This is a genomic window from Natronobacillus azotifigens, from assembly GCF_026805325.1.
Lineage (GTDB): Bacteria > Bacillota > Bacilli > Bacillales > Amphibacillaceae > Natronobacillus > Natronobacillus azotifigens.
This window is the reverse complement of record NZ_JAPRAT010000019.1, coordinates 15357-41975: the sequence shown is the minus strand read 5'-3', so window position 1 is coordinate 41975 and position 26619 is coordinate 15357. Positions and strand designations below refer to the sequence as shown.

Annotated in this window: 21 protein-coding genes and 1 tRNA gene; 18 read left to right on the top strand and 4 right to left on the bottom strand. The window is 37.3% G+C overall.

The genetic code is table 11. The annotated features are described in order from the left end of the window. Positions 1-220: 220 nt before the first annotated feature. From mfd to OWO01_RS10205, 12 genes are all read left to right on the top strand, one after another. Complete coding sequence (mfd, locus tag OWO01_RS10260) at positions 221-3766, top strand: transcription-repair coupling factor (RefSeq protein ID WP_268780365.1); 3546 nt, start codon at positions 221-223, stop codon at positions 3764-3766. 113 nt (positions 3767-3879) lie between these two features. Beyond that, positions 3880-4416, top strand: a complete 537-nt coding sequence (gene spoVT, locus OWO01_RS10255) for a stage V sporulation protein T (RefSeq protein ID WP_268780364.1) — start codon at positions 3880-3882, stop codon at positions 4414-4416. 251 nt (positions 4417-4667) lie between these two features. Next, positions 4668-5510 carry a glucose PTS transporter transcription antiterminator GlcT gene (glcT, locus tag OWO01_RS10250; protein ID WP_268780363.1) on the top strand — a complete coding sequence of 281 codons (843 nt, stop codon included), beginning with the start codon at positions 4668-4670 and terminating at the stop codon, positions 5508-5510. Positions 5511-5731: 221 nt separating this feature from the next. Continuing rightward, a complete protein-coding gene (gene ptsG, locus OWO01_RS10245) occupies positions 5732-7747 on the top strand; it encodes a glucose-specific PTS transporter subunit IIBC (protein ID WP_268780362.1) in 2016 nt (671 codons plus the stop codon). Between the two features lie 167 nt (positions 7748-7914). Continuing rightward, a complete protein-coding gene (locus OWO01_RS10240) occupies positions 7915-9492 on the top strand; it encodes a putative polysaccharide biosynthesis protein (RefSeq protein WP_268780361.1) in 1578 nt (525 codons plus the stop codon). Further along, positions 9489-10937 (top strand): bifunctional methyltransferase/pyrophosphohydrolase YabN, encoded by a 1449-nt coding sequence (gene yabN, locus OWO01_RS10235; protein WP_268780360.1) that lies wholly within the window; start codon positions 9489-9491, stop codon positions 10935-10937. The genes OWO01_RS10240 and yabN overlap by 4 nt, the downstream gene beginning before the upstream one ends. A 17-nt stretch (positions 10938-10954) precedes the next feature. After that, a complete protein-coding gene (locus OWO01_RS10230; protein WP_268780359.1) occupies positions 10955-11218 on the top strand; it encodes an RNA-binding S4 domain-containing protein in 264 nt (87 codons plus the stop codon). Positions 11219-11279: 61 nt separating this feature from the next. Then, the gene (gene yabP, locus OWO01_RS10225; protein WP_268780358.1) at positions 11280-11582 is read left to right on the top strand and encodes a sporulation protein YabP; all 303 of its coding nucleotides are present in this window, start codon (positions 11280-11282) and stop codon (positions 11580-11582) included. Then, positions 11579-12190 (top strand): spore cortex biosynthesis protein YabQ, encoded by a 612-nt coding sequence (yabQ, locus tag OWO01_RS10220; protein ID WP_268780357.1) that lies wholly within the window; start codon positions 11579-11581, stop codon positions 12188-12190. Before yabP ends, yabQ begins: the two co-directional genes overlap by 4 nt. A 7-nt stretch (positions 12191-12197) precedes the next feature. Next, positions 12198-12578 carry an FtsB family cell division protein gene (locus OWO01_RS10215; RefSeq protein ID WP_268780356.1) on the top strand — a complete coding sequence of 127 codons (381 nt, stop codon included), beginning with the start codon at positions 12198-12200 and terminating at the stop codon, positions 12576-12578. Positions 12579-12654: 76 nt separating this feature from the next. Next, positions 12655-13065: a S1 domain-containing RNA-binding protein gene (locus OWO01_RS10210; protein ID WP_268780355.1), complete on the top strand. Its 411-nt coding sequence runs from the start codon at positions 12655-12657 to the stop codon at positions 13063-13065. Positions 13066-13307: 242 nt separating this feature from the next. Further along, positions 13308-13835: a hypothetical protein gene (locus OWO01_RS10205; protein ID WP_268780354.1), complete on the top strand. Its 528-nt coding sequence runs from the start codon at positions 13308-13310 to the stop codon at positions 13833-13835. A gap of 598 nt (positions 13836-14433) precedes the next feature. Here OWO01_RS10205 and OWO01_RS10200 read toward each other — a convergent pair. The 3 genes from OWO01_RS10200 to OWO01_RS10190 form a co-directional block, all read right to left on the bottom strand. Beyond that, positions 14434-15414 (bottom strand): polyprenyl synthetase family protein, encoded by a 981-nt coding sequence (locus tag OWO01_RS10200; RefSeq protein WP_268780353.1) that lies wholly within the window; start codon positions 15412-15414, stop codon positions 14434-14436. Positions 15415-15479: 65 nt separating this feature from the next. Next, the gene (locus OWO01_RS10195; RefSeq protein WP_268780352.1) at positions 15480-16010 is read right to left on the bottom strand and encodes a Gx transporter family protein; all 531 of its coding nucleotides are present in this window, start codon (positions 16008-16010) and stop codon (positions 15480-15482) included. A gap of 431 nt (positions 16011-16441) precedes the next feature. Continuing rightward, positions 16442-18304 carry an FAD-dependent oxidoreductase gene (locus tag OWO01_RS10190; protein ID WP_268780351.1) on the bottom strand — a complete coding sequence of 621 codons (1863 nt, stop codon included), beginning with the start codon at positions 18302-18304 and terminating at the stop codon, positions 16442-16444. A gap of 379 nt (positions 18305-18683) precedes the next feature. Here OWO01_RS10190 and OWO01_RS10185 point away from each other — a divergent pair, with 379 nt between their 5' ends. The 5 genes from OWO01_RS10185 to OWO01_RS10165 all read left to right on the top strand — a co-directional run bounded on the left by OWO01_RS10185 (position 18684) and on the right by OWO01_RS10165 (position 23238). Next, complete coding sequence (locus tag OWO01_RS10185; protein WP_268780350.1) at positions 18684-19721, top strand: FAD:protein FMN transferase; 1038 nt, start codon at positions 18684-18686, stop codon at positions 19719-19721. A gap of 22 nt (positions 19722-19743) precedes the next feature. Next, positions 19744-20688, top strand: a complete 945-nt coding sequence (menA, locus tag OWO01_RS10180; protein ID WP_268780349.1) for a 1,4-dihydroxy-2-naphthoate polyprenyltransferase — start codon at positions 19744-19746, stop codon at positions 20686-20688. An 80-nt stretch (positions 20689-20768) separates the two neighbouring features. Beyond that, entirely contained in the window at positions 20769-21584 is an 816-nt protein-coding gene (locus OWO01_RS10175; RefSeq protein ID WP_268780348.1) for an energy-coupling factor transporter ATPase, read from the top strand. Continuing rightward, positions 21575-22432: an energy-coupling factor transporter ATPase gene (locus OWO01_RS10170; protein ID WP_268780347.1), complete on the top strand. Its 858-nt coding sequence runs from the start codon at positions 21575-21577 to the stop codon at positions 22430-22432. The genes OWO01_RS10175 and OWO01_RS10170 overlap by 10 nt, the downstream gene beginning before the upstream one ends. Beyond that, a complete protein-coding gene (locus tag OWO01_RS10165; RefSeq protein WP_268780346.1) occupies positions 22429-23238 on the top strand; it encodes an energy-coupling factor transporter transmembrane component T family protein in 810 nt (269 codons plus the stop codon). Before OWO01_RS10170 ends, OWO01_RS10165 begins: the two co-directional genes overlap by 4 nt. Positions 23239-23569: 331 nt before the next feature. On the opposite strand, the gene OWO01_RS10160 is transcribed toward OWO01_RS10165, so the two are convergent. Continuing rightward, positions 23570-23646, bottom strand: a tRNA-Met gene (locus OWO01_RS10160). Positions 23647-24007: 361 nt separating this feature from the next. Between OWO01_RS10160 and spoIIE the strand changes: the two genes are divergently transcribed. After that, positions 24008-26452, top strand: a complete 2445-nt coding sequence (spoIIE, locus tag OWO01_RS10155; RefSeq protein WP_268780345.1) for a stage II sporulation protein E — start codon at positions 24008-24010, stop codon at positions 26450-26452. The last annotated feature ends 167 nt before the right edge of the window (positions 26453-26619 follow it).

Genomic DNA, 26619 nt, shown 5'->3' with positions numbered 1-26619 from the left:
AAAGAATTAGCTTTGGTTTTTCGAAACCAAGGCGTTTTTGCACGTATGTAGGCCCTTTCATGCAACTATGTATTTGTTTAACATATATATGAATAACGTTATCATTTTAAATCCAATGAAAATAAAAGCGTACATCTAATAAAGTAAAGCTTTAATCAGAGGGAGTCATACGGATGTTCATCCGGATCAATATAGCCGTACTTATTATGGGGGGAAATAGATGAGAGGAATTAGTTCGTTTTTATCGAAACATGATGATGTTCAGTCGGTTATTACCGGTATATCATCAGGTTTACAAGAGCAAATTGTAACAGGACTATCTGGATCTACACGAAGTGTTTTGATTTCGATCCTGCAACAGTCTGCACATCAACCAGCACTACTGATCACGCATCAATTAACACAAGCGCAACAATTATATGATGATTTAGTTGAATTATCGAACTCTGATAATATTCATTTATATCCTGTTAATGAACTGATGGCAGCCGAAGTAGCAATTGCTAGTCCTGAATTACGGGCACAACGGATCACAGCATTAACCGAATGGTCTAAGCAAGATAATGGTGTGCTTATTGCACCAGTAGCAGCCTTAAAGCGTATCTTACCGCCAAAAGAATATTGGAATGATCACCAGTTATTATTTAAAGTAGCACAAGAAATAGAGATAACCGAATACATTACCTCTCTTGTAGAAATGGGATATGAGCGTGTTGATATGGTAGCTAGTCCTGGAGAATTTAGTATGCGTGGTGGAATCATTGATATGTATCCTATCACAGAGGACAATCCAGTTCGGGTTGAACTATTTGATAATGAGGTTGATTCGATTCGATATTTTGATGTAGAGTCACAACGTTCTTTGAAAAAAATTACAGAGATAACAATACAACCCGCTACTGAACTGTTATTATCAAATGAAGATATGGACCGGGCAGTTGACAAACTGGAACAAGCATTAGCTAGTAGTTTGAAAAAAATGAAGCAGACAGAAGCCAAAACGAAATTAGTTGAGCAAATCAATTATGATCTGGATCGACTAAGGTCCCATGAACGCTTTCAAGAGATGCATAAATATAATACTTATTTCTATGAAGATCCTACTAGTTTGCTAGACTATTTGCCGAAAAATGGGTTTATCGTTTTAGACGAAATGGCTCGTATTCAAGAAACTGCCAATCACTTGGATGAAGAAGAAGCGGATTGGCTTCAAGTGATGTTAGCAGATCAAAAAATTGTTCGTGACTTGGAACTTTCTTTTGATTGGCATACCATCTGGAATAAGATGCAGCAACCAAAAATATATTTATCCGTTTTCTTGCGTCACATTCCAAACACAGCTCCACAAAACATTGTCAATATTTCTAGTCGTGCGATGCAACAGTTTCATGGACAGATGAATCTTTTACAAACAGAAATGAAGCGCTGGGAAAAAGGAGATTATTCTGTTGTGGTTATGGCTCCGAATCCTCAGCGTGCGGAGAAGGTTCAGGGCGTTTTAGAAGATTATCACATTGAAGCGGATTTAGCAGATGATTCTGTTGAGTTACCAACTAAGCAACCAATGGTTATGGTAGGCCATTTAACTACAGGCTTTGAATTACCTATGCATAAATTGGCTGTTTTGACAGAAAGTGAACTATTTAAAACAAAAACAACACGACTAAAACGGAAAAAACACAAAATTTCTAACGCGGAAAGAATCAAAAACTACCAAGAATTAAAAATTGGCGACTATGTAGTTCATGTCAATCATGGAATTGGTAAATTTGTTGGGATTGAAACGTTAGAGGTCAACAATATTCATAAAGATTTTATATTATTAAAATATAATGGAGACGATAAATTATTTGTCCCGATTGATCAAATAGATTTGGTTCAAAAGTATGTTGGTTCAGAAGGTAAAGAGCCGAAATTATATAAATTAGGCGGTAGTGAGTGGAAGAAAGTAAAAAGTAAAGTCCAGTCAAAAGTTGAAGATATCGCCGATGATTTAATTGAATTGTATGCAGAGAGAGAAGCTTCGAAAGGATATGCGTTTAGTAAAGATAGTCTAATGCAACGGGAGTTTGAAGATGCATTTGCTTATCAAGAAACAGAAGATCAGTTGCGTTGTATTGAAGAGATAAAGCAGGACATGCAACGGATTCGTCCGATGGATCGCTTACTGTGTGGTGATGTCGGCTATGGAAAAACAGAAGTAGCAATTCGTGCGGCATTTAAAGCAATTATCGATGGAAAGCAGGTAACTATTTTAGTTCCGACGACGATATTAGCTCAACAACATTATGAAACGATCATCGAAAGGTTTCAAGAATATCCGATTCAGGTTGGTTTATTAAGTAGATTTAGATCGAAAAAGCAACAAACAGAGACACTCAAAGGTTTAGCTAATGGATTGGTCGATCTAGTAATAGGAACTCACCGTCTTTTATCAAAAGACATAAAATATAAAGATTTAGGTTTATTAATTGTTGATGAAGAACAACGTTTTGGGGTTAAACACAAAGAAAAAATTAAACAATTAAAAACAAATGTTGATGTTTTAACGTTGACAGCAACACCCATTCCAAGAACATTGCATATGTCAATGTTGGGTGTGCGAGATTTATCGGTAATTGAAACGCCACCCGCAAATCGGTTTCCGATTCAAACTTATGTAGTGGAGTACAATCCGATGTTCTTACGTGAAGCGATTGAACGAGAGATGGGACGCGGAGGACAAGTTTTCTTTTTGTATAATCGTGTGGAGACTATTGAACAAAAAGCACAGGAAATTCAAATGCTTGTAGAAGGTGCTCGTGTTGCAGTAGCTCATGGCCAAATGAATGAAGCGGAACTGGAAAATGTCATGCTAGGTTTCTTGGCTGGAGAGTTTGATGTCTTAGTGAGCACAACAATTATTGAGACCGGTGTAGATATTCCAAATGTGAACACGTTAATTGTGGACAGTGCTGATCGTATGGGGCTTAGTCAGTTGTATCAATTACGTGGACGTGTTGGAAGAAGTAATCGGATTGCATACGCGTATTTCACCTATCAAAAAGATAAAGTGCTGACAGAGGTAGCAGAAAAAAGGTTGCAAGCAATTAAAGAATTTACCGAACTAGGATCTGGGTTTAAAATTGCGATGCGTGACTTGTCCATTCGTGGTGCAGGAAATATTTTGGGTGCCCAACAACATGGATTTATTGATTCTGTTGGGTTTGATCTTTATTCAGAAATGTTAAAGGAAGCAATCGAAAAAAGAAAAGATAAGACGGGCGATCAAGAGGATTATTCATATGATCCAGAGTTAAACTTAACGATGGACGCTTATATACCAGACCAGTACATCTCGGACGGCAAACAGAAAATTACCATGTATAAACGGTTTAAATCAGCAGATTCCATGGAAATGGTCGAAGATATTGAGGAAGAACTGATCGATCGATTTGGTGATTATCCAGTGGAAGTTTCTAATTTGATAGAAGCAACGAAAATTAGATGTGTTGCAAAACAACAACGGATCGAGCGAATTCAGGAAACAAAACAAAAAATTATGACGACCATTGATGAGGTCGCTAGTCAGCAGATTGATGGAGAGAAATTATTTGCTTTTGCCAATAAGTTTGGTCGAATGATCCAATTAGGAACAGATAATAAAAAATTAAAAATTACGTTTCAATGGGATAAGAAAACCTATCCAAGTCGGTACCAACACGTGGTTTCTTTTATGCAATCCTTAGAAAGTTTACAGCGTGAAGATGTAAAAAAAGATGTATAGTTCCTCTACTGGATAACCATACTAAATTCACAGCGGCTTATTTTGTGTTTCTGTTCATGAAAAAACGGGAACAGTTTCAATAAGATCACCATCAGAAAGTGAGGCTATTAAAAATGAAAGCAACAGGTATCGTACGTCGCATTGATGATTTGGGGAGAGTGGTTATCCCAAAAGAAATCAGAAGAACATTAAGAATTCGCGAAGGAGATCCATTAGAGATCTTCGTAGACCGTGAAGGAGAAATTATATTAAAAAAGTATTCACCAATTCGAGAACTTGGGAATTTTTCTCAAGAGTATGCGGATTCGTTATTTGATTCTCTAGGAAAAACGGTTTTAATTTGTGATCGGGACACGTATATTGCTGTCGCGGGTGATAACAAAAAGGATTATTTAGGGAAAAATATTGGACCTATGGTTGAACGCGTAATGGAAGATCGTACGCAACTGCACAAAGAGGATAAGGTTGCTGTTGAGTTGTTGAAAGATCAACCAGTTATTAACGCAGCGTATGTCATGCAACCAATTATCGCTAATGGAGATCCGATAGGTTCTGTTATTATTTTTTCTAAAGAAGAGAATGTTTCGAACTTAGAACAAAAAGCCTGTGAAGTAGCAGCAAGCTTTTTAAGTAGACAAATGGAATCATAAGCGATGAAGGAGTGATAGGTGGTACATACCGCTTGTCACTCTTTTGTTAGTTAACTATAGAAGAAAATACATAAGCTTCTTTAATTTTAAAAAATGATAAGAAATAATATAAAAAGGCTCTATGACCATAGCTACTTTTATGCTTGCAAAAGAAACGAATGACTTGCTTTTAATCCTTAGATCACACCAGAAACTTGTCATTTTATGATTTTCTCGCTAGGATAGTAAAAGTAGAGAGGTGGCAAAGAGAGATGGATCATCAAGTAGTAGTGAAGAAAGCATTGAACAACAACGTCATTATTGCTACACACCCCATTTATAAAGAAGTTGTTTTAATTGGAAAAGGAATTGGATTTAATCGCAATAAAGGAGAACAAGTGCCAGCTGAACAAGCGGATAAGACATTTTTATTAAAAGATCAACAAGAAATGAAGCAATATATGAGCTTGATTGAACATATTGATGAGGATCTCATGCAATTTATGAATGATATTCTTTTTTATATTGAAGAACGAATGGATCAAGCGTTAAACGAACACATTCATGTTGCTTTAACCGATCACCTTACGTTTGCCATTAGGCGAGTAGATCGTGACATCCAGTTCAATAATCCTTTTCTATTTGAAATTGAATCCCTTTATCCAAGAGAGTATCAAGTAGCAAGAGAAGTAGTGGAAAAAATCAATCGAAAAATCGGAGTAGAGTTTCCTGTTGGTGAGATTGGTTTTATCGCACTACATATCCATAGTGCAGTTACGGATAAAAAAGTTCGAGATTTAAATAAGAATCATCAATTGATTTCCAAGATGATCGAAGTAATAGAAGGTGAGTTAGAAATCACCTTAGAAAAAGGGAATGTAAATTACAATCGCTTAATACAGCATTTACATAGGGCGATTGACCGAGTATATTCTGGTGAGAAACTAGGAGAACAGAATAGTCTAGCAAAAGTGTTGAAACAGACCTATCCCCTGTGTTATAATCTAGCATGGAAATTAATTAAAGTTATGCAGAATCGGTTGAATCGACCGGTAGATGAAACAGAAGTACTGTACTTAACGATTCATCTGCAACGATTAACCAATACCATATAGTTACGTGTTACTGATACGATCAGGCATGAGTAAAAAAGCACTTTTATGTTGGCTGGATTTTCGATCCTCCAATGAAAAGCTTATTTACTCATGCCTTTTTTGTTTATTCTTTTATCCAGTGAAAAATGTGAATTTTTTGTTGTTTCGATTAATGGCATTCATTATTTTTGAAAAACAACACAAACTATATGTTGCATAAGTAAAAACTAGGAGGAAAAAACATGTCAAATCTTTTTGGTACATTACAAAAAGTAGGAAAAGCCTTGATGTTACCGGTTGCACTTCTACCAGCAGCAGGTATCCTACTTGCGTTTGGTACAAGTTTTGCGCAAGAAAGCTGGGTCGAACAGTTTCCGTGGTTTGGTAATCCAGCAGTATTACGCATTTTAGAAGTAATGGCTGAAGCCGGTGGGGTTGTCTTTGATAACTTACCATTACTTTTTGCAGTCGGTGTAGCAGTAGGACTTGCAAAAGGGGATGGCGTTGCAGGGTTAGCTGCCATTATTGGTTACTTAATTATGAATGTAACGATGGGTGTATTCGCAGAGGTTACCGGTGATATGGCTGCAAACGATCCTGCGTATGCTCAGGTTTTAGGGATTAATACACTACAAACGGGTGTGTTTGGTGGTATTATTGTTGGGGTTTTAGCAGCATATATGTATAACAGGTATTTTAATATCGAGCTTCCTCAATTTTTAGGATTCTTTGCAGGAAAGCGATTTGTACCAATTATTACCGCATTCACTGCATTGTTTCTAGGTATCCTTATGGTATTTGTTTGGCCATTTATCCAAGATGGCTTAAACGCATTATCTTATTTAATGTTAGATACAAACCGAACAATTGCAACGTTTATCTTTGGTGTGATAGAACGTGCGTTAATTCCGTTTGGACTACACCATATTTTCTACTCACCATTCTGGTTTGAATTTGGTCAATATACCGATGCAGCAGGTGAGATTGTTCGTGGAGATCAGGCGATTTTCTTTGCGCAACTAAGAGAAGGTGTTGACTTTACTGCAGGAAACTTTATGACTGGTAAATTCCCATTCATGATGTTTGGTTTACCAGCAGCCGCATTAGCGATTTACCATACCGCTAAGCCTGAAAAGAAAAAAATTGTTGGTGGTTTAATGGCATCGGCAGCTCTTACATCCTTTTTAACAGGTATTACAGAGCCGCTTGAATTCTCATTCTTGTTTGTAGCACCAATTCTTTTTGGAATTCACACAATCTTTGCAGGTCTATCATTTATGGTTATGCATATATTGAATGTAAACATAGGGATGACCTTCTCGGGTGGTCTAATTGACTACTTACTATTTGGTGTTATGCCGAATCGTACACCATGGTGGTGGGTAATTATTATCGGTTTAGCGTTTGCGGTTATATACTACTATGGTTTCCGTTGGGCAATCTTAAAGTTTAATCTAGCGACACCAGGTAGAGAAGATGAGATGGAAACAGATGAAGAGGACGGAGAAGTTGACGATCGTCCATATGAAATTCTCGAAGCAATGGGTGGTCAAGATAATATTACAAACTTAGATGCTTGTATCACACGATTACGTGTTAGCGTTGCGGATGTTAGTAAAGTAAATAAAAACCGTCTGAAAAAACTAGGTGCTTCTGGTGTGATGGAAGTCGGTAAAAATATCCAAGCGATTTATGGACCAGTTTCCGATACGATTCGTGGACAGATGCAAGATATAATCGATGGAAAAACACCACGCAAACAAGAAAAATCAGAGGAAGAAATTAAACAAGAAGCTGTTGAGGTCGATACATTGGATTTGATAAGTCCTATGTCAGGGGAAGCTTTAACCATTAGCGAAGTTCCTGATCAAGTGTTTTCTCAGAAAATGATGGGTGATGGATTTGCTATTAAGCCATATGAAGGAAAAGTAGTTTCACCTGTTAATGGTAAAATCTTAAACATTTTCCCAACGAAACATGCAATTGGTATTCAAGCAGATAATGGGTTGGAAATACTAATTCATATCGGGATTGATACAGTAAAACTTCAAGGTGAAGGGTTTACTCAAATCGCTGAAGAAGGACAAACGGTTAAAAAAGGTGATCTGTTAATGGAGTTTGACCTAGATTATATTTCAGAAAATGCAACTTCAACGATTACACCGGTTATTTTTACGAACCTGGAAGAAGGAAAATCAATCGAAGTACAAGAAGGTAAAATTTCCTTGAATCAAACAGAATTTGTTGCGATCAAGTAATAGCAAAATACTAAACACCTTATCCACAGTATACTGTGGATAAGGTGTTTTTCGTTCGTACACGTGTAATGAATGATGGTTAACAAGCTTCTATCTATTGCAAACGGAGTAAATTGGTATATGCTATAATTAGAATGGATTTTATCAAGATAGAAGGGTTTTATAATATGGATAAACAAACAGAACGGCGCCAATTTTTCACGGGTGCTTTTTTACTGACCTATGCAGGATTATTAAGCAAGGTATTAAGTGCAGGCTACCGAATTCCCTTGCAAAATATAACGGGAGATGTGGGGTTTTATGTTTATCAGCAAATTTACCCATTTATTGGGATTGCGTCTGTACTTGCGTTATATGGTTTTCCTGCCGCCATATCGAAATGGTTTGCTAGTAAATCTGGTCCTCCGACAAAAAAAGAAATGCGGAATATATTTTTTCACCTTGCTCTATTTTCGCTGGTAGTCTTTCTCATTGTTTTTTTCTCTTCCCCATCGATTGCAAGAATGATGGGGGATGCACAATTAAGTGCGAGTATAAAAACCAGTGCCTATATTTTCTTGTTAATGCCCTTCATTTCTTGTCTAAGAGGAATATTTCAAGGCCAAAATAATATGGTTCCTACTGCACTGTCCCAGGTGATGGAACAAGTCATTCGCGTTAGTTTGATTATTATCGCTGCGATGCTAATTACGAGCTTTGATCGACCTTTATATGAATTAGGCGTCGGGGCTGCCGTTGCTTCAATTAGTGGTGCAATGATCGCATTGTTTACACTAGTTGTTTATCGAAAAAAGCGGAACAGACAATGGCGACAGGTCGATTTAGGAACAAAGATAGAAACAGATAGAAACTCCCCCTCTATTATTGGATTTGGATTAGTGATGGCTATTAACCATATGCTCTTGTTATTATTGCAATTTGTCGATGCATTTACGCTCGTTCCCCATCTTGTTCAATCGGGAATACCTTTGTTTGAAGCTCAAGTATTAAAGGGCATACTTGATCGTGGTCAACCACTTGCACAGCTTGGTATCGTTGTTGCTTCATCGTTAACACTAGCACTAATACCAACCGTAACAAAAGCGCGCTTATCCGATGATCAGGAGCGTTTTATTGGTTATATTACGAGTACATGGCGGTTTACTTTGTATTTAGCAGGTGGTGCAACAGTGGGTTTAATTCTGCTTTTTTCAGAAGTGAACACGTTACTATTTAAAGAAGATGTTGGCACGCTAAGTTTACAAGTGTTTTCGATAACGATTGTTTTTGCTGCTTTAAGTATTTCGACTGCAGCAATTTTGCAAGGGTTGGGGCAGATATATCGGACGGCTTTTTTTGTTCTTGCAGGTGTAATTGTTAAGATGATAGGTAATATGGTATTGGTTCCCTATCTCCATATTACGGGTGCAGCGATTGCTACTGCTCTAGCTGCTGTTGTTGTTTTTATTCTTAATATGAGGCAACTGAAAAAAATTCTACCCAAGCAAAAATTGATTGTTGTACCGTGGGGAAGTTTCTTCCTAGCGATACTACTTATGTCTGTTGTCGTAATAGTAACAAACCAGCTAGGTCAAGGAGTCTTTAATGAGATAAGCCGTACAGGTCAACTACTTTATGTGCTCATTATGGCCCTAATCGGATTCTATACCTATATGAAAACATTAATAAAAACAAATGCTTTTACGGAACAAGAACTCGAGGTCTTGCCGTTCATGCGATTATTTAGAAAGGATGTAAGGTCATGAATAAAATAGAAGTAATAGGGCTTGGTGCAGGTGATATTAACCAATTATCACTTGGTACCTATCGAAAATTAACCACAACCAAGCACCCTATATTTGTTCGAACTATCGATCACCCTGTTCTAGACGCGTTAACAGAAGAAGGGTTAGTGTTTTCTAGCTTTGATGATATCTATCAAGCGAACGAGCAATTTGAAGTGGTCTATTTGGAAATTGTTAACCAATTAAAGACAGCAGCGAAAGAAGAAACGATCATCTATGCAGTTCCTGGTCATCCAATGTTAGCTGAACGAACGGTTCAATTGTTGCTTGAAGAAACAGAGATAGAGGTAGAAATCATTGGGGGACAAAGTTATTTAGATGATTTGTTCACTGCGATAAAAATAGATCCAATTGAAGGATTTCAATTTTTGGATGCGACTTCTTTTACTCGTAGCCAAATCGATTATCGTAACCATCTTATTTTCTGCCAAGTATATGATCGAATGATTGCCTCTGAAATTAAATTAACCTTACTAGAAGATTTGGACCATGACCATCTCGTTACGATTGCTGAAGCGGTTGGAAGTAAGGGAGAGCGATTAGAAACGATTCCTCTTGTGGAACTTGATCAAGGTGTTACGTTGAGCAATTTAACAAGTGTATATATTCATCCAGCGCAGGAAAAGGACTTAAACCACCAATTTTTTCGCTTGCGTGATGTAATTTCACAACTGCGAGGACCTAATGGTTGTCCGTGGGATCAGAAACAAACGCATGAGAGTTTGCGTCCCTATTTAATAGAAGAAGCGTATGAATTATTGGATGCGATTGACCAAGAAGATGATGATGCGATAACAGAAGAACTAGGTGATGTCTTATTACAAGTAATGCTTCATAGTCAGATAGGAGAAGATAATGGCTACTTTACGATTGATGATGTAATCAGTAGTATTGTGAATAAAATGATTCGCAGACACCCACATGTGTTTGGCGATGTTCAAGTAAGTGATGAGTCCGATGTACTGCGAAACTGGCAGGAGATAAAAGCGAACGAAAAAAGAAGCGGATCCAATCCATCGATGTTGGATCGAGTACCAGATGCCGCCTCAGCACTGATCAAGGCGGAAGGACTCCAAAAAGAAGCGGCAAAAGTCGGATTTGATTGGTCTTCAGCCCCTCCAATATGGAATAAAGTAGAAGAAGAGTTAGCAGAGGTAAAAGAAGCGATCGAATCAACCGATAGTAGAGAAATAGAAGAAGAATTTGGAGATGTTCTGTTTGCTATTGTTAATTTAGCAAGATATTATAAAGTCAATAGTGAGATTGCTTTAGAAAAAACCAATCAAAAGTTTATTCGTCGGTTTCAGTATATGGAGAAAAAGGTAAGAGAACAAAAAATGGATATTGGCCAAATGACACTAGAAGAATTGGATGTACTTTGGAATGAATCAAAAATAAGGGGATAGGGAGAGGGAGTAATTTTATGCGCTTAGATAAATTTTTGAAAATATCACGGCTAATTAAACGTCGAACGTTAGCAAAGGAAGTAGCGGATCAAGGAAGAATTACGATTAATGGTTCCCAAGCAAAAGCATCATCAAATGTAGTGGTAGGGGATGAGCTTGCGATTCGATTTGGCCAAAAAATTGTAACGATTCGTGTAGAATCCGTAAAAGAAGTAGTTCGTAAAGATGAAGCAACTACGCTGTATACAGTGATGAAAGAAGAAAAAGTAGAAGGAGAATAAGTTGGTTCTAAACTTGTCCTTCCCAACATATCTTGATAGATATAAAGGGAGGGACTTTTTTATGGCAAATGAACATAATCATTATTCACCAACAACTGTCCAGACGGAACATCAGGTTCGTATTCATAATCGACGTTTAATTGAAATCAGTGGGGTAAAAGAAGTTGATAGTTTTGACAATGAAGAATTTTTGTTGGAAACCGTACAAGGTTATCTGATGATTCGGGGACAAAATTTACAAATTAAAACGCTAGATGTTAGTCAAGGAAATGTTGCGATAAAAGGAAAATTAGTTGATTTTTCTTACTTGGACGAGCATCAGGGAGATAAAGCTAAAGGATTCTTTAGCAAGCTATTCAAATGAGTTTATCCACTCAGTTTCTCTCACTTGTAACAATGGTTAGTGCAGGGGCTTACCTTGGGTGTATGTTCGACACCATTGAGGTGTTTTCACCTCGTTGGAAAGGTAAAAAGATATTCTCCTATGTCATCGAGATTAGTTTTTGGTTATTACAAACATTGTTCATGTTTTATCTTTTGTTAGTGATTAATAATGGGGAAATTAATTTTTATTTTCTAGTAGCCATTTATATTGGATTCACTATTTATCAACATTTTTTAGCAAGGGGATACAAAGTTGTACTTGCGTATATCATAAAAGTTGTAAATGCAATCTATCAGTTCTTTTATCGGTGTACGCAGGTGTTACTCGTTCAGCCTGTTATTTGGCTATTACAAGTATTACTTGCAATCAGTTTGGCCCTTCTTACACTGATCGGTCGTCTAATTTCTCTTCTATGGATGCTCATTTATGTACCTATCCGAACGATATTTAAGCTATTTTGGATGATTTTACCCAAAAATGCGCAAAAATGCTTAGTTTCATTAGCAGGATTTTATAGTAAAATAGAGAATATAATAAATAATCGGATAATAAATAAATGGAAAAGACTTTGGGAGAAGTGGAGGTAACATACAAATGGGGCTTAAAGAACGAAAAGTTTCTCGGATCAATTCTACATACATGAATCAATACGATGCTCATATGGAAAGACAACGGAAGAAGAAACGAAGGTTACGTCGCCGCCTTACATTATTTGCTGTTATCACCATCATCACGTTTGCTTCGATCCTTATCCATCATACGAATCAACGAGCAGTGTATACAGAGAAGGAGGAAGCATTTCAAGTATTGCAAAAAAGATTGGAATTACTTGAAAACGAGGAGAAAGACCTATTAGAAGAAATAAGATTATTAGAAGATGAATCCTATGTACTACAAATTGCTAGAACCAATTACTTTTTTACCGAAGAAGGCGAAATAATTTTCAACATACCTGAGGAGAACCCTGCTTATTGACATTGTTTTCATAGCTTGGCTATAATATAAATGTACGATATCTTTTTTTTAATTCTTAAGGAGGAGCATTTTTTTTATGTCAATCGAAGTGGGCAGCAAGTTGCAAGGGAAAGTTACAGGTATCACTAATTTCGGAGCATTTGTTGAACTGCCAGAAGGAAAAACAGGTTTGGTTCATATTAGTGAAGTTGCCGATAATTATGTGAAGGACATTAACGAACACCTATCTGTTGGAGACGAGATAACGGTAAAAGTTCTCACGGTTGAAAAAGATGGGAAAATCGGACTATCTATTAAGAAAGCAAAAGATAACCCAACTCAAAATCGTCGAAAACCTAATACTAGTAAACCAAACAACAACCGAGGTCGAACAGAATCATTTGAATCGAAAATGGACCGTTTCCTTAAGGAGTCTGAAGATCGGTTAGCATCTTTGCGCAAACATACGGAATCTAAACGTGGGGGTCGAGGTGCTAAAAAAGGCTAAAACTTGCTGTCAGTAGAATAAAGAAATGCTATAATGAGCACTTTTAACTATTCAATTTAAATTAAAACTACTACCATATGAATTTGGGTAGTAGTTTTTCTGCTTACTGAGCATACTAATTACCATAATTAATTGTGCATATTTTCACTACATTGACGCACATTAAGATATACTAAGTCTAAAAAGTATGTTAATATAGTTTTGTAAGTCAAAGAAAAAAGCTAGAAGGGGATGTAAAAGAAATGAAATTCAAATTATTTTTAGCAATGATTCTTGCTGTAGCATTACTAGCAGCTTGTGCTGTTAATGACGATGAAAATGGAGAAGGCGAAAACGATTCTGACGTAGTTACAGCTGCATCGTTCGTAGATACTCCTGAAGAATTTGCTTTATCTACTAGTGAAAACGGAACTTGGATTGTTATTCCTAATGGTGACCTAACAATTGAAGAAGAAGTAGTAGTTGAAGGAACTTTCTATAATAACGATGATGAGGATAGTGACCTCTATCGTAAAATTGCAGCATACACACAAGATGATGATCGTAACATTATCGATCAGTGGACAATAACAGTTCCACAATTAACAATTCAAAGTGAAAATACGAACTTCCATGGTGGTATTTTAGATGGCGATATCTATGTAGAAGCTAATGGATTCTTACTACACGAAACTTCTACAGTTGAAGGCGATCTAATCTTCGCTAACGAAGAGTACGAAGCATCTGCAGACGTTGCTGGAACAGTAAACGGAGAAATTGTAGTTGAATAATAGTAGATGAAAAAGCTGCCTCATTGAGGTAGCTTTTTTTGCAGTATAGGAAACATTAGTTTTTTGCTGATAAGATAAGAAGTTTAAAAAAATTAGCTTTATGGCGATATTTTATTGTGTTTTATGATTAAATAGATGCAATAGATTTTCTAGTATCACAGTAGGGTCTGATGGTTGCTTTCCAACAAGTGGAGTGAAACGACAGATGACCATTCATGGTCATCTGTCGTTTCACTCCACTTGTTGGAAAGTGTCACGCTATAGCGTGACAAGACAAGCGGTAGCTTGTCACCATCAGCCCCTTACAAACTATAGCTTCTTATTTTTTAAAAAAAGGACCGGGTGGTTTTCCCGGTTTTTCTTACAAGATAAGAAAGAATAAAATTTTTGTTGATATACCGAGGGTTAAGAGCTATTATCCCGGAGGAACCGTCGGTAAGATTCAGATTCCCACTTCAAAAAAACGAGAAAACTAAAATTGTTTAGCTGAGGCCGCGCCCGTGGAAAGCGACAGTCTGTAACTGGAGTGCCATGCAGACACTTTGTAGATTTCCCATTTTTTCTTAAGTTCTATTGTAATAGAAAAAACCACCTAGTGTTAGGTGGTTCGCTTTAGCATTTGATTGGTTAAATCATATAAGGTTTCTTTGTAGTCCCCATCAGGTAATTTGCTTAATTCTTTTAATGCTTTATTGATATAGAGCTCGGCCAATTTTGAAGCTTTCTCGATTCCGTTTTGTTCAGCGATTGCCTTACTAATGATCGCTAAATCATCGTCATTAAACGGTCGATCTTTTGCTAGAATTGGCTCCAACAATGGACGACTTCCCTGCATCGCATATATTAGTGGCAACGTGTATACTCCTTGTTGAACATCGGCCATAACTGGCTTTCCAATGGTCTCTTTATCTCCTTGGTAGTCTAAAATATCATCAATAATCTGAAAAGCCATTCCTATGTAATGTCCCATATTCCAAGCATTACGAGCTTGACGACGAGTCGCTTTACTTTCGACAGCTCCTGTATAACAGCTAACAGCAAACAATTGAGCAGTTTTACCCGAAATGCGGGATAGATAACTTTTCACACTGTTAGGTGACTGAAATCGCGAATGTAATTGGTTTAACTCTCCGATCAATATTTTTTCCATACTACGCGAATTATACTCTAGGTGAGATAATGAGTTTGAGTATTTTGATAAAATAGTAAATGACATAGAAAATAAATAATCTCCAGCATAAATAGCAAATTTGTTATCATGCAGTTTTTGTAAGGTTGCTTGTCCACGTCTTGTAGCAGCGTCGTCTATCACATCATCATGAATTAGTGTTGCCATATGAAGGGTCTCCAACGCCGCAGCTATTGCAATCGCTTTCTCTTTATTTTTCTCCGGGCCAATTTCATGACACAAGAGAGAATATGCAGGTCTTAGCAGTTTACCACCTGCATGTACCACTTCTTTGAGTGTAGACCGAATTTTGGTGTCACGAATTTTAATATGTTGATCAATCAATTGAATAACTTTCGGTAAATCTTCTTTTAAGGAAGGGAAATCATTCCACATGGGGTGTATCTGCATGGTTAAAAACCTCTTTCATAAAATCTCTTGGATTGATTTATTCGTAAATAAAAAACAAATAGTAATTATTTCAATGTTTGTAAATCCATATAATAGTGCAATTTTTCGATATGAGTTAGTAGGTAGTTAGCAGTAATTCCTACAGCGATACCAGTTAGAATACCTACAAATGAAAGAACAGGAAGGTAGAGCATCACCGTCCATGTTTGGGCAATCCAGCTCGCAACCGTTAGTTGGCCGATATTATGAAGAACGGCTCCTGTTGTACTAACACCAATTAGACTTACCCTTGAGAACCCTACATTTTTTACGAAAAGCATGCCAATGAAACTAATGATTGCACCTGCAGCACTGTACATAAACGTTGAAAGAGTTCCTCCTAATAAAGTTGCTAAGACGAGCCGGATAAGTACAACTTTACTAGCATCCTTAACAGATAGTGTGTAAATTGCCATACATGTAATAACATTTGCTAGTCCTAATTTAGCACCGGGTGCAAATAAGAACGGTGAAGGAATCGAACGTTCGAGCAAACTAATAATAACCGCCTGGGCAGCTAATAAAGCAATATATACGAGGCGTTGGTTTTTAGTCATTGTATAATGTCCAATCTATTGAAGTGATTAAATTTACCAAGTCTACTTCGGACAAGGTATCATCATTCCATTTACTTTTTAGAAAAGAATCATTTGTTTGATAATTATCTTCGAAAATCAGTTTTCGTTACTTCTCTATATTATTATTATTTCTAATCAAACAAAAAATATCAATTCATATACTCAACATTAGCAAAGTTGATTAGTCAAAAACAGTAAAAGGTAAAGAAGAAATAATAACAAAGCCAAATTGATATTCCTATAAGTTTCAGATCCATTTTCCTGTTTTCCCTTTACTGTTTTTACTAATGGTGAAATTAGGTTTTATTGTAGTAGAGCAATTGAATTTTTCTGATGAAAATAAAGAAGATAGCGAATGACTCTTCTCCAAAAGAGCCAATCGCTTATCTTTTTATCATTAGGTTACTTATTTATTTATCTCTGTATATTGCCCTTTCTTTACCGTACCACCAACGACCAGCTTTTTGTTGGATATATGGTACAACCCAATAATCTAATCCAAAAGTACGTCCAGAACCATTCATTAATGCGATCGAGGCAGGGATTGGCCATACTTTATCCCATCCAAGCATAGCAGTTAAGGTGAACATTGCAAGGAAGCCTATACTAGCAACATTCGCTAACCATGTGAATAGTCCAGCGATAAGTGCTAACCCAACAGCAATTTCAAGAATAACCATCATTCTTTGCATGAACAAAGCCATTTCTGGTGTAGGCATCATGATTTGCATGATCCATTCGAACCAACCAGGCATTTCACTCAAGATAGGAGTAGCCCATTCACCAGCATCCTCTGTTGCCGCACTCGTTGCATCTTGAAGCCAATCAAAATCCATTTGAATCGTGGAAGAAACAAACCAGGAGTCTTCACCGATCCCGCGGAATAATTGACCGATATTGGATAGACTAGAAGTTGCTTCTTCCCATCGTTCATAACCCCATAGTTTAGCACCACCCTCGACCAGCCAGAAACAACCGACATAAATACGAAGTGGTACACTCCAAAGTACATTGCCGTAACGAGTTAAGAAGCCACGGAAAATGTTACGTTTATCTTTTGTGTGGAAAAATTCATGTTCAACATACTTAAACATATAATAGCCGCTACCAATACCGAAGAAATAATAAAGATTAACCATATGTTTGACAAAATTCGCAAACCATCCGCTTAGATGCATACCCATTACATCAGCAACACCATAACGAGCACCAAGGGATACCATTACTCCATGATATTTACCTTCATAAGCAACTTTTTCTTCCCCTTTAATTTCTGCAATAATGTTTTTCGCTGCGGTCGTTCCTGTTTGCTCAGCCGCTTCAACGATTTGAGGTGTTGGCTTTCCAGGTTCTTCTTCATAATAAGCAAGATCACCGATTACATAAACATTATCATATTCTTCAGATTCCATATAAGCATTTACTTTCAAACGGCCAGCACGTGCAGTTTCCATTCCGTAGTCTTCCGTATCAGAATTTGCTTTCACCCCTGCAGTCCAAGCAAGTGTGTGTGTAGGAATCGTTTCTCCTGATTTTAAAAGTACTTCTTTTTCTTTTACTTCAACAATTGGAGAATCTTTTAGAATTTTTACACCTTTTTTTAGCATATAAGCTTCTGCTTTATCCGCATCTTTACGTTCTAACATGTTTAAGATAGTTGGAGCAGCTTCTATCACATAAAGGGTAATATCTTCAGGGTCGATTTTGTTGTTTTTTGCTAAGCGTTCTCTCCATTCAATCATTTCACCGGCTAACTCGATACCAGTAAAGCCAGAACCACAGATTGCAAAAGTCAACATCGCTTGACGAGTAGCATCGTCATGAACAGTTGCCGCTTTTGCGACTGTTTTTTCAATATGTTCGCGTAATTTTACTGCATCTTCCCAAGACCATAACGTAAAAGCGTGTTCTCCTACCCCAGGTGTTCCGAAATCATTCGGCTCTCCACCCATACCTAAAATAAGATGGTCATAATTGAACTTGCCGTTTTCTGTAACTACTACTTTCGAGTCGTGATCTACCTTCGTTACATTATCTGTTACTAGGTTTACTTTCGTACGATTGAATAACTTGCGTAAGTCGAATTGGATAGCATCTGGTTCTACACGGTGAGCAGCAACTTCATGCAATTCAGTCATCATTGTGTGATACGAATGACGATCAATTAGCGTAATGGAAACAGAGTCATCTTTTTTGAATTTTTTTGCTAGTTTCTTTGCTGCATGGACTCCGGCATAACCAGCTCCAATAATGACAATATCTTTATTTGCCATTTATCTATTCACTCCTTCTAAAGATTTATTAACACATAAATTAACGTTGTGAATACTTGAACAACCGACTATAATTGTACAGGTGTTTTTCGATGATGTCTAGGGTTTTTAAAGATTATATATAAATAAATGTAAAAAGTGTGACGATTCTTTGCACATTTTGCATACCAAAAAGTTCATTAACTATTCACATATTGTCAAAAACCCGATACAATAGGGCTAGCAGGTTGTCACTGTTACGTTCTGCTGTTCATCATTGTGGACAGTTAACGCTACCGATGATATACTCACTGCAGGTTTATTGTATGTGAATCGATTCACATTAATAGCTTTTTTTGTGAAAAATAACAGCATAGATTATAGAGAGGAAGTTGTATTAATGAAACAAAAAATTCTTTTGGGTTTATTGGTTGTTGCTATTCTTACGTTATCTGCGTGTGGGAATAATAACAATGGATTATTATCAAATCCATATAAGCAGTCAGAATTTATTATAGGTACACTAGTTACTTTGAGTATATATGATGAGGATAAAGAAGATGTCTTAGAACTTGCTTTTGAACGTATTGATGAATTGGAACATATGTTTAGTGAAGAGATTCCTGAATCAGAAGTTTCTAATATAAATAGAAATGCAGGTATTGAACCTGTACCAGTTTCAGATGAATTGTATTCATTAATAAAAGATAGCATTGAACATGGTGAACTATCGGATGGGACTTTCGATGTTACGATTGGTCGCTTAACTTCTATGTGGCGTATTGGTCATGATGACGCAAGGAGACCAGAACAAGCAGAGATAGATGAGGTTTTACCATTGGTTGATTATCGAAAGATTATTGTTGATGATGAGGACCAAACAGTATTTCTTTCAGAAGAAGGTATGCAGTTAGATTTAGGTGGTATTGCGAAAGGTTATATTGGAGATGAAGTACAGAAACTAATGAACGAAAATGGAGTAACAAGTGCTATTATTGATTTAGGTGGAGATATTTATGTGTTAGGAAGTCGGCCGACAGGAGACGACTGGACGGTTGGTATTCAGAACCCCTTCCTATCAAGAGGCGAGTTAGTTGCGAGAGTGAGAGCTTCAGATATGGCTGTCATCACCTCAGGTATATATGAAAGATATGTAGAGGTGGACGGGGAACAGTATCATCACTTATTAAATCCAATTGATGGATATCCTATTGACAATGAGTTAGCCGGTGTAACTATTATATGTGAATCGTTAGTAGATGGGGACGCACTAGCTACGACTGTTTTTGCCAAAGGAATTGAGGAAGGATTGGCACTAGTTGAAACGCTTGATGATGTGGAAGTAATCTTTGTAACAAGGGACAGAGAATTAGTATTATCATCTGGAATAGAAGATAATTTTGAGTTGGTGAATGATAATTTTGATATTATAGACTAGTGAGTGGATGGGGGTTACGGTTATGACATTATCGACTTTTTTAAAGCTCGTCGAAATACAAACAAAGATTGCTAGTGTTTTTCCGTTTTTGATAGGTATATTATTTGTAAACTATCGATTTGGAAGCTTTCATTTAATGAATACGATTATATTCTTTGTTGCTATGCTCTGTTTTGATCTTACTACAACAGCGATTAATAATTATATGGACTACCTTAAAGCATCATCAGAAGTGTATCGAAGAGAGCGGAATATTATTGGGCAAAAGCAAATTGCTGAATCTACGGTAATTTTAACGATTGTTTCTTTGCTCGTAATTGCTTCATCATTGGGAATATGGCTTGTTTCTCGAACCGACTTATTTGTACTATTTGTGGGTATGCTCTGTTTTGCTATCGGTATTTTCTATACATTTGGACCGATTCCGCTTTCTAGAATGCCATTAGGAGAAGTGTTTTCTGGTGTTGCAATGGGATTTGGCATTGTTTTTCTTGCTGTATATGTAAATGCGTACGATCAGGGAATTGTGCAATTGATCTGGGAAGGACGAACGGTGAGCTTTTATGCAGATTTAGTGCTTCTGTTTGAAATTGTCTTAATTTCTCTGCCTTGCATATTTACGATTGCGAATCTAATGTTAGCAAACAATATATGTGATTTAGAAGAAGATATTGATAATCACCGCTATACCCTACCATATTACATTGGTAAAAAATATGCAGTATGGCTGTTTAACGCACTATATGCCTTATCGTTCGTAGCGCTTATTTTAGCTGTTTTGCTTAACTTATTACCACCATTATTATTGTTTATTTTACTTGTTGGTTATCCAGTTTATCAACAAGTACAGAAGTTTAATCAAAAACAAGAAAAAACAGAGACCTTTATCGTAGCGGTAAAAAATTTAGTCTTAGTAAATGCTTCTTTTGTTGCTTTGTTATTTCTATCCCTGTTATTATTCCAGTAAAGCATCTGTTAACATGTTCAGATGCTTTACGTGGCGGTTTAAAAACATAAAAAGGAAAGAAAGGGAAGGAGGGCAGTTCGATGAAACCTACAGCTATACTAGAAGTAAAGGATCTCACTTTCCGTTATGATTTACGCAAGGAAGAAAAAACCTTATCGGCTGTCTCTTTTTCTGCCGATCCTGGAGAATGGATCGCAGTAGTGGGTGATAACGGATCAGGTAAGTCAACCTTGTCTCGCCTTCTTGTTGGGTTAATTGATCCAGAACATGGAACGATAAAGATCGATGGGTGTGTATTGGGAGAACAGTCCAAATGGAGTTTGCGACAACAAGTTGGAATCGTATTTCAAAACCCTGAAAATCAATTTATCGGAACAACGGTCCAGGATGATGTCGCTTTTGGTTTAGAGAATGTAAATATCCCTTTTCAAGAAATGAAAGAACGTGTAGAAGCTGCGCTAAAATTAGTAGATATGTTGGAGTTGCGCGATAAAGATCCCTCACAATTATCAGGGGGACAGAAACAACGAGTGGCAATTGCAGGGATACTTGCTTTGCAACCGAAATTGATTCTATTAGATGAGGCCTTTGTCATGCTTGATCCACAGAGTAGACGAGGTTTATTTTCTGTCCTACAAAATTTACGAAAAAAACAGGGTATTACGATAATTTCTATCACGCATGATCGCAATGAAGCAGCTCTTGCAGATCGAATAATAGTTATGGAACAAGGGGAGTTAATTCAAGTGGATAAACCATCATCGGTATTTGCGAAGCAAGAAAAGTTAGATGCACCTTTTGCAGAACAATTACGACGCAACTTAAAGTCCTGCGGTCGTAATGTTCCTGAGACATATATGACAGAGGATGAGTTGGTGGAGTGGTTATGCAAATAAAATTTGATCATGTCACAGCAGACTATCAACTGGGTCCTATTCGAAGCGCCAATATTATTCAAGATCTCGATCTACTACTCCCTAAACATTCCTTTACCGCAGTTATTGGACATACAGGAGCAGGGAAATCCAGTTTATTAAAGCTGATTAATGGACTGCTGCTGCCTCGTGAAGGGAATGTAGTGGTTGGAGATACCACTATAACACGAGAAGGTAACAAAGAATCATTGAAGCAGGTAAGAAAAAAAGTTGGCATGGTCTTTCAATTTCCTGAAGCGCAATTGTTTGCTCAAACGGTAGAAGAAGATATCGCATATGGCCCAATGAATTTTGGCTTATCAAAAGAGGAAGCAATCAAGGAAGCACAAGCGGCTGCACAATTAGTTGGTTTGGATCAAGATGTATTAAAGAAATCTCCTTTTTCCTTATCAGGAGGACAACAAAGGCGCGTAGCTATTGCGGGTATTCTTGCTTCCAATCCTGAAGTTTTGGTATTGGATGAACCAGGAGCAGGTTTAGATCCAGAAGGAAAGCGAGAAATCATGGCACTGATTAAGCAGCTACATGAGCAAAAAAAGATAACCACCTTGCTTGTAACGCATGATATGGATGATGTTGCTTTGTATGCAGAAGATGTTTTGGTGATGGAAAAAGGTTCTGTCGTAGCTCATCGAAAGGTCCGAGATTTCTTTGAACAGCTAACAGAATCAATGGATTGGGCAATCGAATTACCTGAAGCAAGACGTTTTCAATTGAAAATAGAGGCTAAGACAGGAAGAAAACTACCGATTGTTTGTTTGACGATCGAGGAACTTACCTCGGCATTGATCGAGGCGGAGCTTGTATGAACAAATTAATCTTAGGTCGTTATTTTCCGGGGGAATCTTGGATACATCAACTCGATCCACGAGGAAAATTAGTTGCTGCTATTTATTTTATAGGTATCCTTTTCTTTGCCGAAGGTTGGATAGGTTATTTATTATTGTTAGGGTTCACTCTATTGGTAATGCAAATGTCAGGCGTATCCTTGAAAATTTATCTACGTGGTGTGAGGCCACTTATTTGGTTGATTTTGTTTACCGTAACCCTACAGGTGTTGTTTACCGCTGGAGGGACGATTTATTTTGATTGGGGGCCGTTCACCGTCTCTAGTTACGGACTCATCAATGGTGTATTCATCTTTCTTCGGTTTGTCATGATCATTTTTATTTCAACAGTCGTTACATTAACTACGAAACCGATTGACTTAACAGATGCCATTCATGCATTGCTTCGACCACTGCGCGTAGTTAAAGTGCCGGTAGAGGATTTTGCTTTGATGTTATCCATTGCCCTACGTTTTATTCCGAATCTGTTAGACGAGACACAAAAGGTAATGGATGCGCAACGAGCGCGTGGTACAACGTTTGGAGAGGGAACATTAATCCAACAAATGAAGACTCTTGTGCCAATTGTGCTGCCGCTATTTGTTGGTTCCTTGAAACGAGCAGAAGATATGGCGGATGTGATGGAGGTAAGAGGTTATCAATCGGACAAGCCACGATCAAGTTTTCGTCAATTAACATGGACAAGGTATGACACAGTGTCCATCATAATCATGTTGTTATTGACTGCCATGCTTATGTTGGTTAATAGGATTGGGGCATACTACTAGTTGATGGATGGCTTTTTGGGTGTTTTATCATTAAAAAGGTGTAAAAAAAATCCATTATAACAGTAGGGTCTGATGGTTATTTTCCTATAAGTAACCATCAGACCTTTATAAAATATAGCTTTTAATTGTTTTTCTTGCAGGCAGAAATCTATCTTCTAGTAACGCAGTACGGGATACAATCAAGAAAAATAGCGCCAGTGGGCTTCTACTCACTGGCGCTATTTTCATGAAACGAAAAAGAATCCGAAATAAAAAAAGCTTAGTTATGCCAATAAAGTGGCAAGGAACTAAGTTTTTCTACAAATATATTTATGGAATGGGTTGGTGAAAATGGTAGCGGCGGAGGGGATCGAACCCACGACCTCACGGGTATGAACCGTACGCTCTCGCCAGCTGAGCTACGCCGCCACAACGGAAAAATTAAAAGTCACAAGTGATATATTACAACAGCCGACACACTGTGTCAATATATTTTTACAAAAACGAGTGTTCATTTTGAAGAGATCGCACCAACGCGTTGACCGATTTTTCTTCAAAGGAACGAAATGATACCCTGTATGGATAGTAAAGATAATAGCGAGTATGTATGCGTTAGAATTTTCATGTTCTAAGCGCAGGTTAGGTTAAATAATGTTTGCGTCTCCTGTTGAATGACGATCATTTTCAAAGAAAGACGTCGAACTATTTTTTTAAATGGACCCTTGATTTTGACAAAAAGTGAGAGGGAAGTATGGTTTAATAAGCAACATACTATGCGGGGAGTGAATGTATGTTGGATACAGTATCAGAAGTAAAAGACATGAAGTTATCAGGGCTGAAGTTAAACAACCTACAGGGGAAATGGGCGGAAAAATTACGTCTCTTGTTTATGGATAAAGGATTATTTTTATATCTTATTGCATTTTTATTGGGACGGGCCGTTATCTTAGAAGTCCTATCTCCGTTTTCGCTAGCATTTCTAGCAAGTGTTTGGTTTGTTCAAAAACGAAAATCAAACCCAACGATTGTGTTTAGTGTAGTCGGAGCGTTAACTGTCGGACCTTTACATAGCCTATATGTTGTAATGGCCGCACTTATCTTTGTACTATTTACGATGATCGGCAAGGGGGTTAATCAACAAAAACAGTTGCCATTCCTTGTTTTTTTCGCAAGTCTTATTCCAAGGGCAGTATACTATACGCTTTTTCAACAGTGGACAATCTATGAGGGTGCAATGGCTGTCACCGAGGCAATCTTATCTGCGGTGCTAGTATTGATATTTATGCAAAGTATTCCACTATTATCACCAAAAAGGTATAAACCAGCGTTAAAAAATGAAGAAATTATCTCTTTTATCATCTTAGTGGCATCGGTATTAAGTGGTATGGTTGGTTGGCAGATACAAGGAGTATTTGTAGATCAAGTTGTGGCAAGGTATCTCGTTATCCTATTTGCCTATATCGGTGGAGCAACAATGGGGTCTACTGTAGGTGTGGTGATTGGTTTAATAATAAGCTTGGCAAATGGAGCAACGTTAACGCAAATGAGTTTATTAGCATTTGGTGGTTTACTTGGTGGATTGTTAAAAGAAGCAAACAAGTTAGGGGTTGGGTTTGGGTTGTTTGTAGGTACGATGTTATTAGGGATATATGGTGGGGGATCAGAACCATTATTCCCCTCGATTTTGCAATCATTATTTGCGATTGCGTTTCTATTCTGTACACCGAAAGTTTGGATCAATCGTCTAGCCCGCTATATTCCCGGTACGAGTGAACATGCATTAGAGCAACAGAAGTATCTTCAAAAGGTAAGGGATGTAACAGCGAATCGAATGGAACAATTTTCTGGTGTTTTTCAAGCGTTGTCTCAAAGTTTCACTGGCAAAATGCCCGAACTTCATGAGAAAAATAACCAGGAGAAAGAGACGGATTACTTTTTAAGCAATGTGACGGAACGAACGTGTCAAACCTGTTTTAAAAAAGACTGGTGTTGGGCGAGGCACTTTGATGAAACTTATGAGCAGATGACTTCACTTAAGGAAGATTTAGAAAAAGGGTCGGTACCGAATAAAGCGCTACAAACAAAGTTTGCTAACCATTGTGTCAAGGCAAAGAAAGTAGAAGAAGTAATGCGAGAGGAACTTTCTTATTACGAGGCAAATCAACAATTGAAGAAACAGGTAGGAGAAAGTAGGCGTTTTGTAGCAGACCAGTTATTAGGTGTGTCTGAAGTTATGGAGAACTTTGCGAAGGAAATAGCAAACGAACGAGAAAGTCATGAACAACAAGAAGCGGAAGTAATTGCTGCACTAAAATCAATCGGGATGGAAATAGAGCAACTAGATATTTATTGCCTTAGAAAAGGAGAGATAGATATCGAGATGACTTTATCGGTCTATCAATATCACGGTGAAGGGGAAAAGGTAATAGCTCCGATTTTATCTGATATCTTGAAAGAAACGATTGTGGTAAAAGAGGAAGAAGTATCGCCGATGCCAAATGGTTATTGTTATTTAATTTTCCATTCAGCAAAAAAGTACGAACTTTCGATTGGTGTTGCTCATGCTGCACTTGGAGGAGGATTTATTTCAGGAGACAGTTATTCAACAATGGAACTAAGCTCTGGGAAGTATGCGTTAGCAATTAGTGATGGAATGGGTAATGGAAAACGTGCTCGTGAGGAGAGTATGGAAACATTGCGCTTGTTACAACAAATTCTTCAATCAGGTATTGCGGAACAAGTAGCAATCAAATCGATCAATTCTATCTTATCATTACGGACAAATGACGAAATCTTTTCAACATTGGACTTAGCAATGGTTGATTTGCAAACAGCACATGTGCAGTTTCTGAAAATAGGTTCTACGCCAAGCTTCGTAAAAAGATTTAATCAAGTGCATATGATTGAATCTAGTAATTTACCGATTGGTATCATTAAAGATTTTGATGTAGATGTGGTAGACGAGCAATTAAAGGACGGAGATATCTTAATTATGACCAGTGATGGAATCTTTGAAGGGCCAAAGCATATCGAGAATCCCGATCTATGGTTGAAGCGGCAAATCAAGAATTTTGCCACCGATGATCCCCAAGAAATTGCTGATTTACTTTTAGAGGAAGTAGTTCGAGCAACTGCTGGAAAAATTGAAGATGATATGACGATCTTAGTAGCAAAGATAGATAAATATAAAGCCAAATGGGCGAATGTCCCCCTATATCATAAACAAGCCAATTAATTTCTTCCTTCATGAAGAGGTTGTTCAAAAAGCTATCAAATGTTAAACGGCCCATTTTCTCGCCGACTTTTTGAACAGGTTTGATAAAGGAAGAACATGCAAGAATAAAACCTGTTTTCTCACTTTTTGCGTATAAATAATAATAGATTCGTCGACAATGGTGCTAA

Coding starts and splice junctions, on each gene's coding strand:
- OWO01_RS10215 (WP_268780356.1), top strand. CDS start 12,198: ATGGGGCTTAAAGAACGAAAAGTTTCTCGGATCAATTCTACATACATG.
- yabN (WP_268780360.1), top strand. CDS start 9,489: ATGAATAAAATAGAAGTAATAGGGCTTGGTGCAGGTGATATTAACCAA.
- spoIIE (WP_268780345.1), top strand. CDS start 24,008: ATGTTGGATACAGTATCAGAAGTAAAAGACATGAAGTTATCAGGGCTG.
- spoVT (WP_268780364.1), top strand. CDS start 3,880: ATGAAAGCAACAGGTATCGTACGTCGCATTGATGATTTGGGGAGAGTG.
- ptsG (WP_268780362.1), top strand. CDS start 5,732: ATGTCAAATCTTTTTGGTACATTACAAAAAGTAGGAAAAGCCTTGATG.
- mfd (WP_268780365.1), top strand. CDS start 221: ATGAGAGGAATTAGTTCGTTTTTATCGAAACATGATGATGTTCAGTCG.
- yabP (WP_268780358.1), top strand. CDS start 11,280: ATGGCAAATGAACATAATCATTATTCACCAACAACTGTCCAGACGGAA.
- OWO01_RS10240 (WP_268780361.1), top strand. CDS start 7,915: ATGGATAAACAAACAGAACGGCGCCAATTTTTCACGGGTGCTTTTTTA.
- OWO01_RS10175 (WP_268780348.1), top strand. CDS start 20,769: ATGAAACCTACAGCTATACTAGAAGTAAAGGATCTCACTTTCCGTTAT.
- OWO01_RS10200 (WP_268780353.1), bottom strand. CDS start 15,414: ATGCAGATACACCCCATGTGGAATGATTTCCCTTCCTTAAAAGAAGAT.
- OWO01_RS10185 (WP_268780350.1), top strand. CDS start 18,684: ATGAAACAAAAAATTCTTTTGGGTTTATTGGTTGTTGCTATTCTTACG.
- OWO01_RS10165 (WP_268780346.1), top strand. CDS start 22,429: ATGAACAAATTAATCTTAGGTCGTTATTTTCCGGGGGAATCTTGGATA.
- yabQ (WP_268780357.1), top strand. CDS start 11,579: ATGAGTTTATCCACTCAGTTTCTCTCACTTGTAACAATGGTTAGTGCA.
- menA (WP_268780349.1), top strand. CDS start 19,744: ATGACATTATCGACTTTTTTAAAGCTCGTCGAAATACAAACAAAGATT.
- OWO01_RS10190 (WP_268780351.1), bottom strand. CDS start 18,304: ATGGCAAATAAAGATATTGTCATTATTGGAGCTGGTTATGCCGGAGTC.
- glcT (WP_268780363.1), top strand. CDS start 4,668: ATGGATCATCAAGTAGTAGTGAAGAAAGCATTGAACAACAACGTCATT.
- OWO01_RS10205 (WP_268780354.1), top strand. CDS start 13,308: ATGAAATTCAAATTATTTTTAGCAATGATTCTTGCTGTAGCATTACTA.
- OWO01_RS10210 (WP_268780355.1), top strand. CDS start 12,655: ATGTCAATCGAAGTGGGCAGCAAGTTGCAAGGGAAAGTTACAGGTATC.
- OWO01_RS10170 (WP_268780347.1), top strand. CDS start 21,575: ATGCAAATAAAATTTGATCATGTCACAGCAGACTATCAACTGGGTCCT.
- OWO01_RS10230 (WP_268780359.1), top strand. CDS start 10,955: ATGCGCTTAGATAAATTTTTGAAAATATCACGGCTAATTAAACGTCGA.
- OWO01_RS10195 (WP_268780352.1), bottom strand. CDS start 16,010: ATGACTAAAAACCAACGCCTCGTATATATTGCTTTATTAGCTGCCCAG.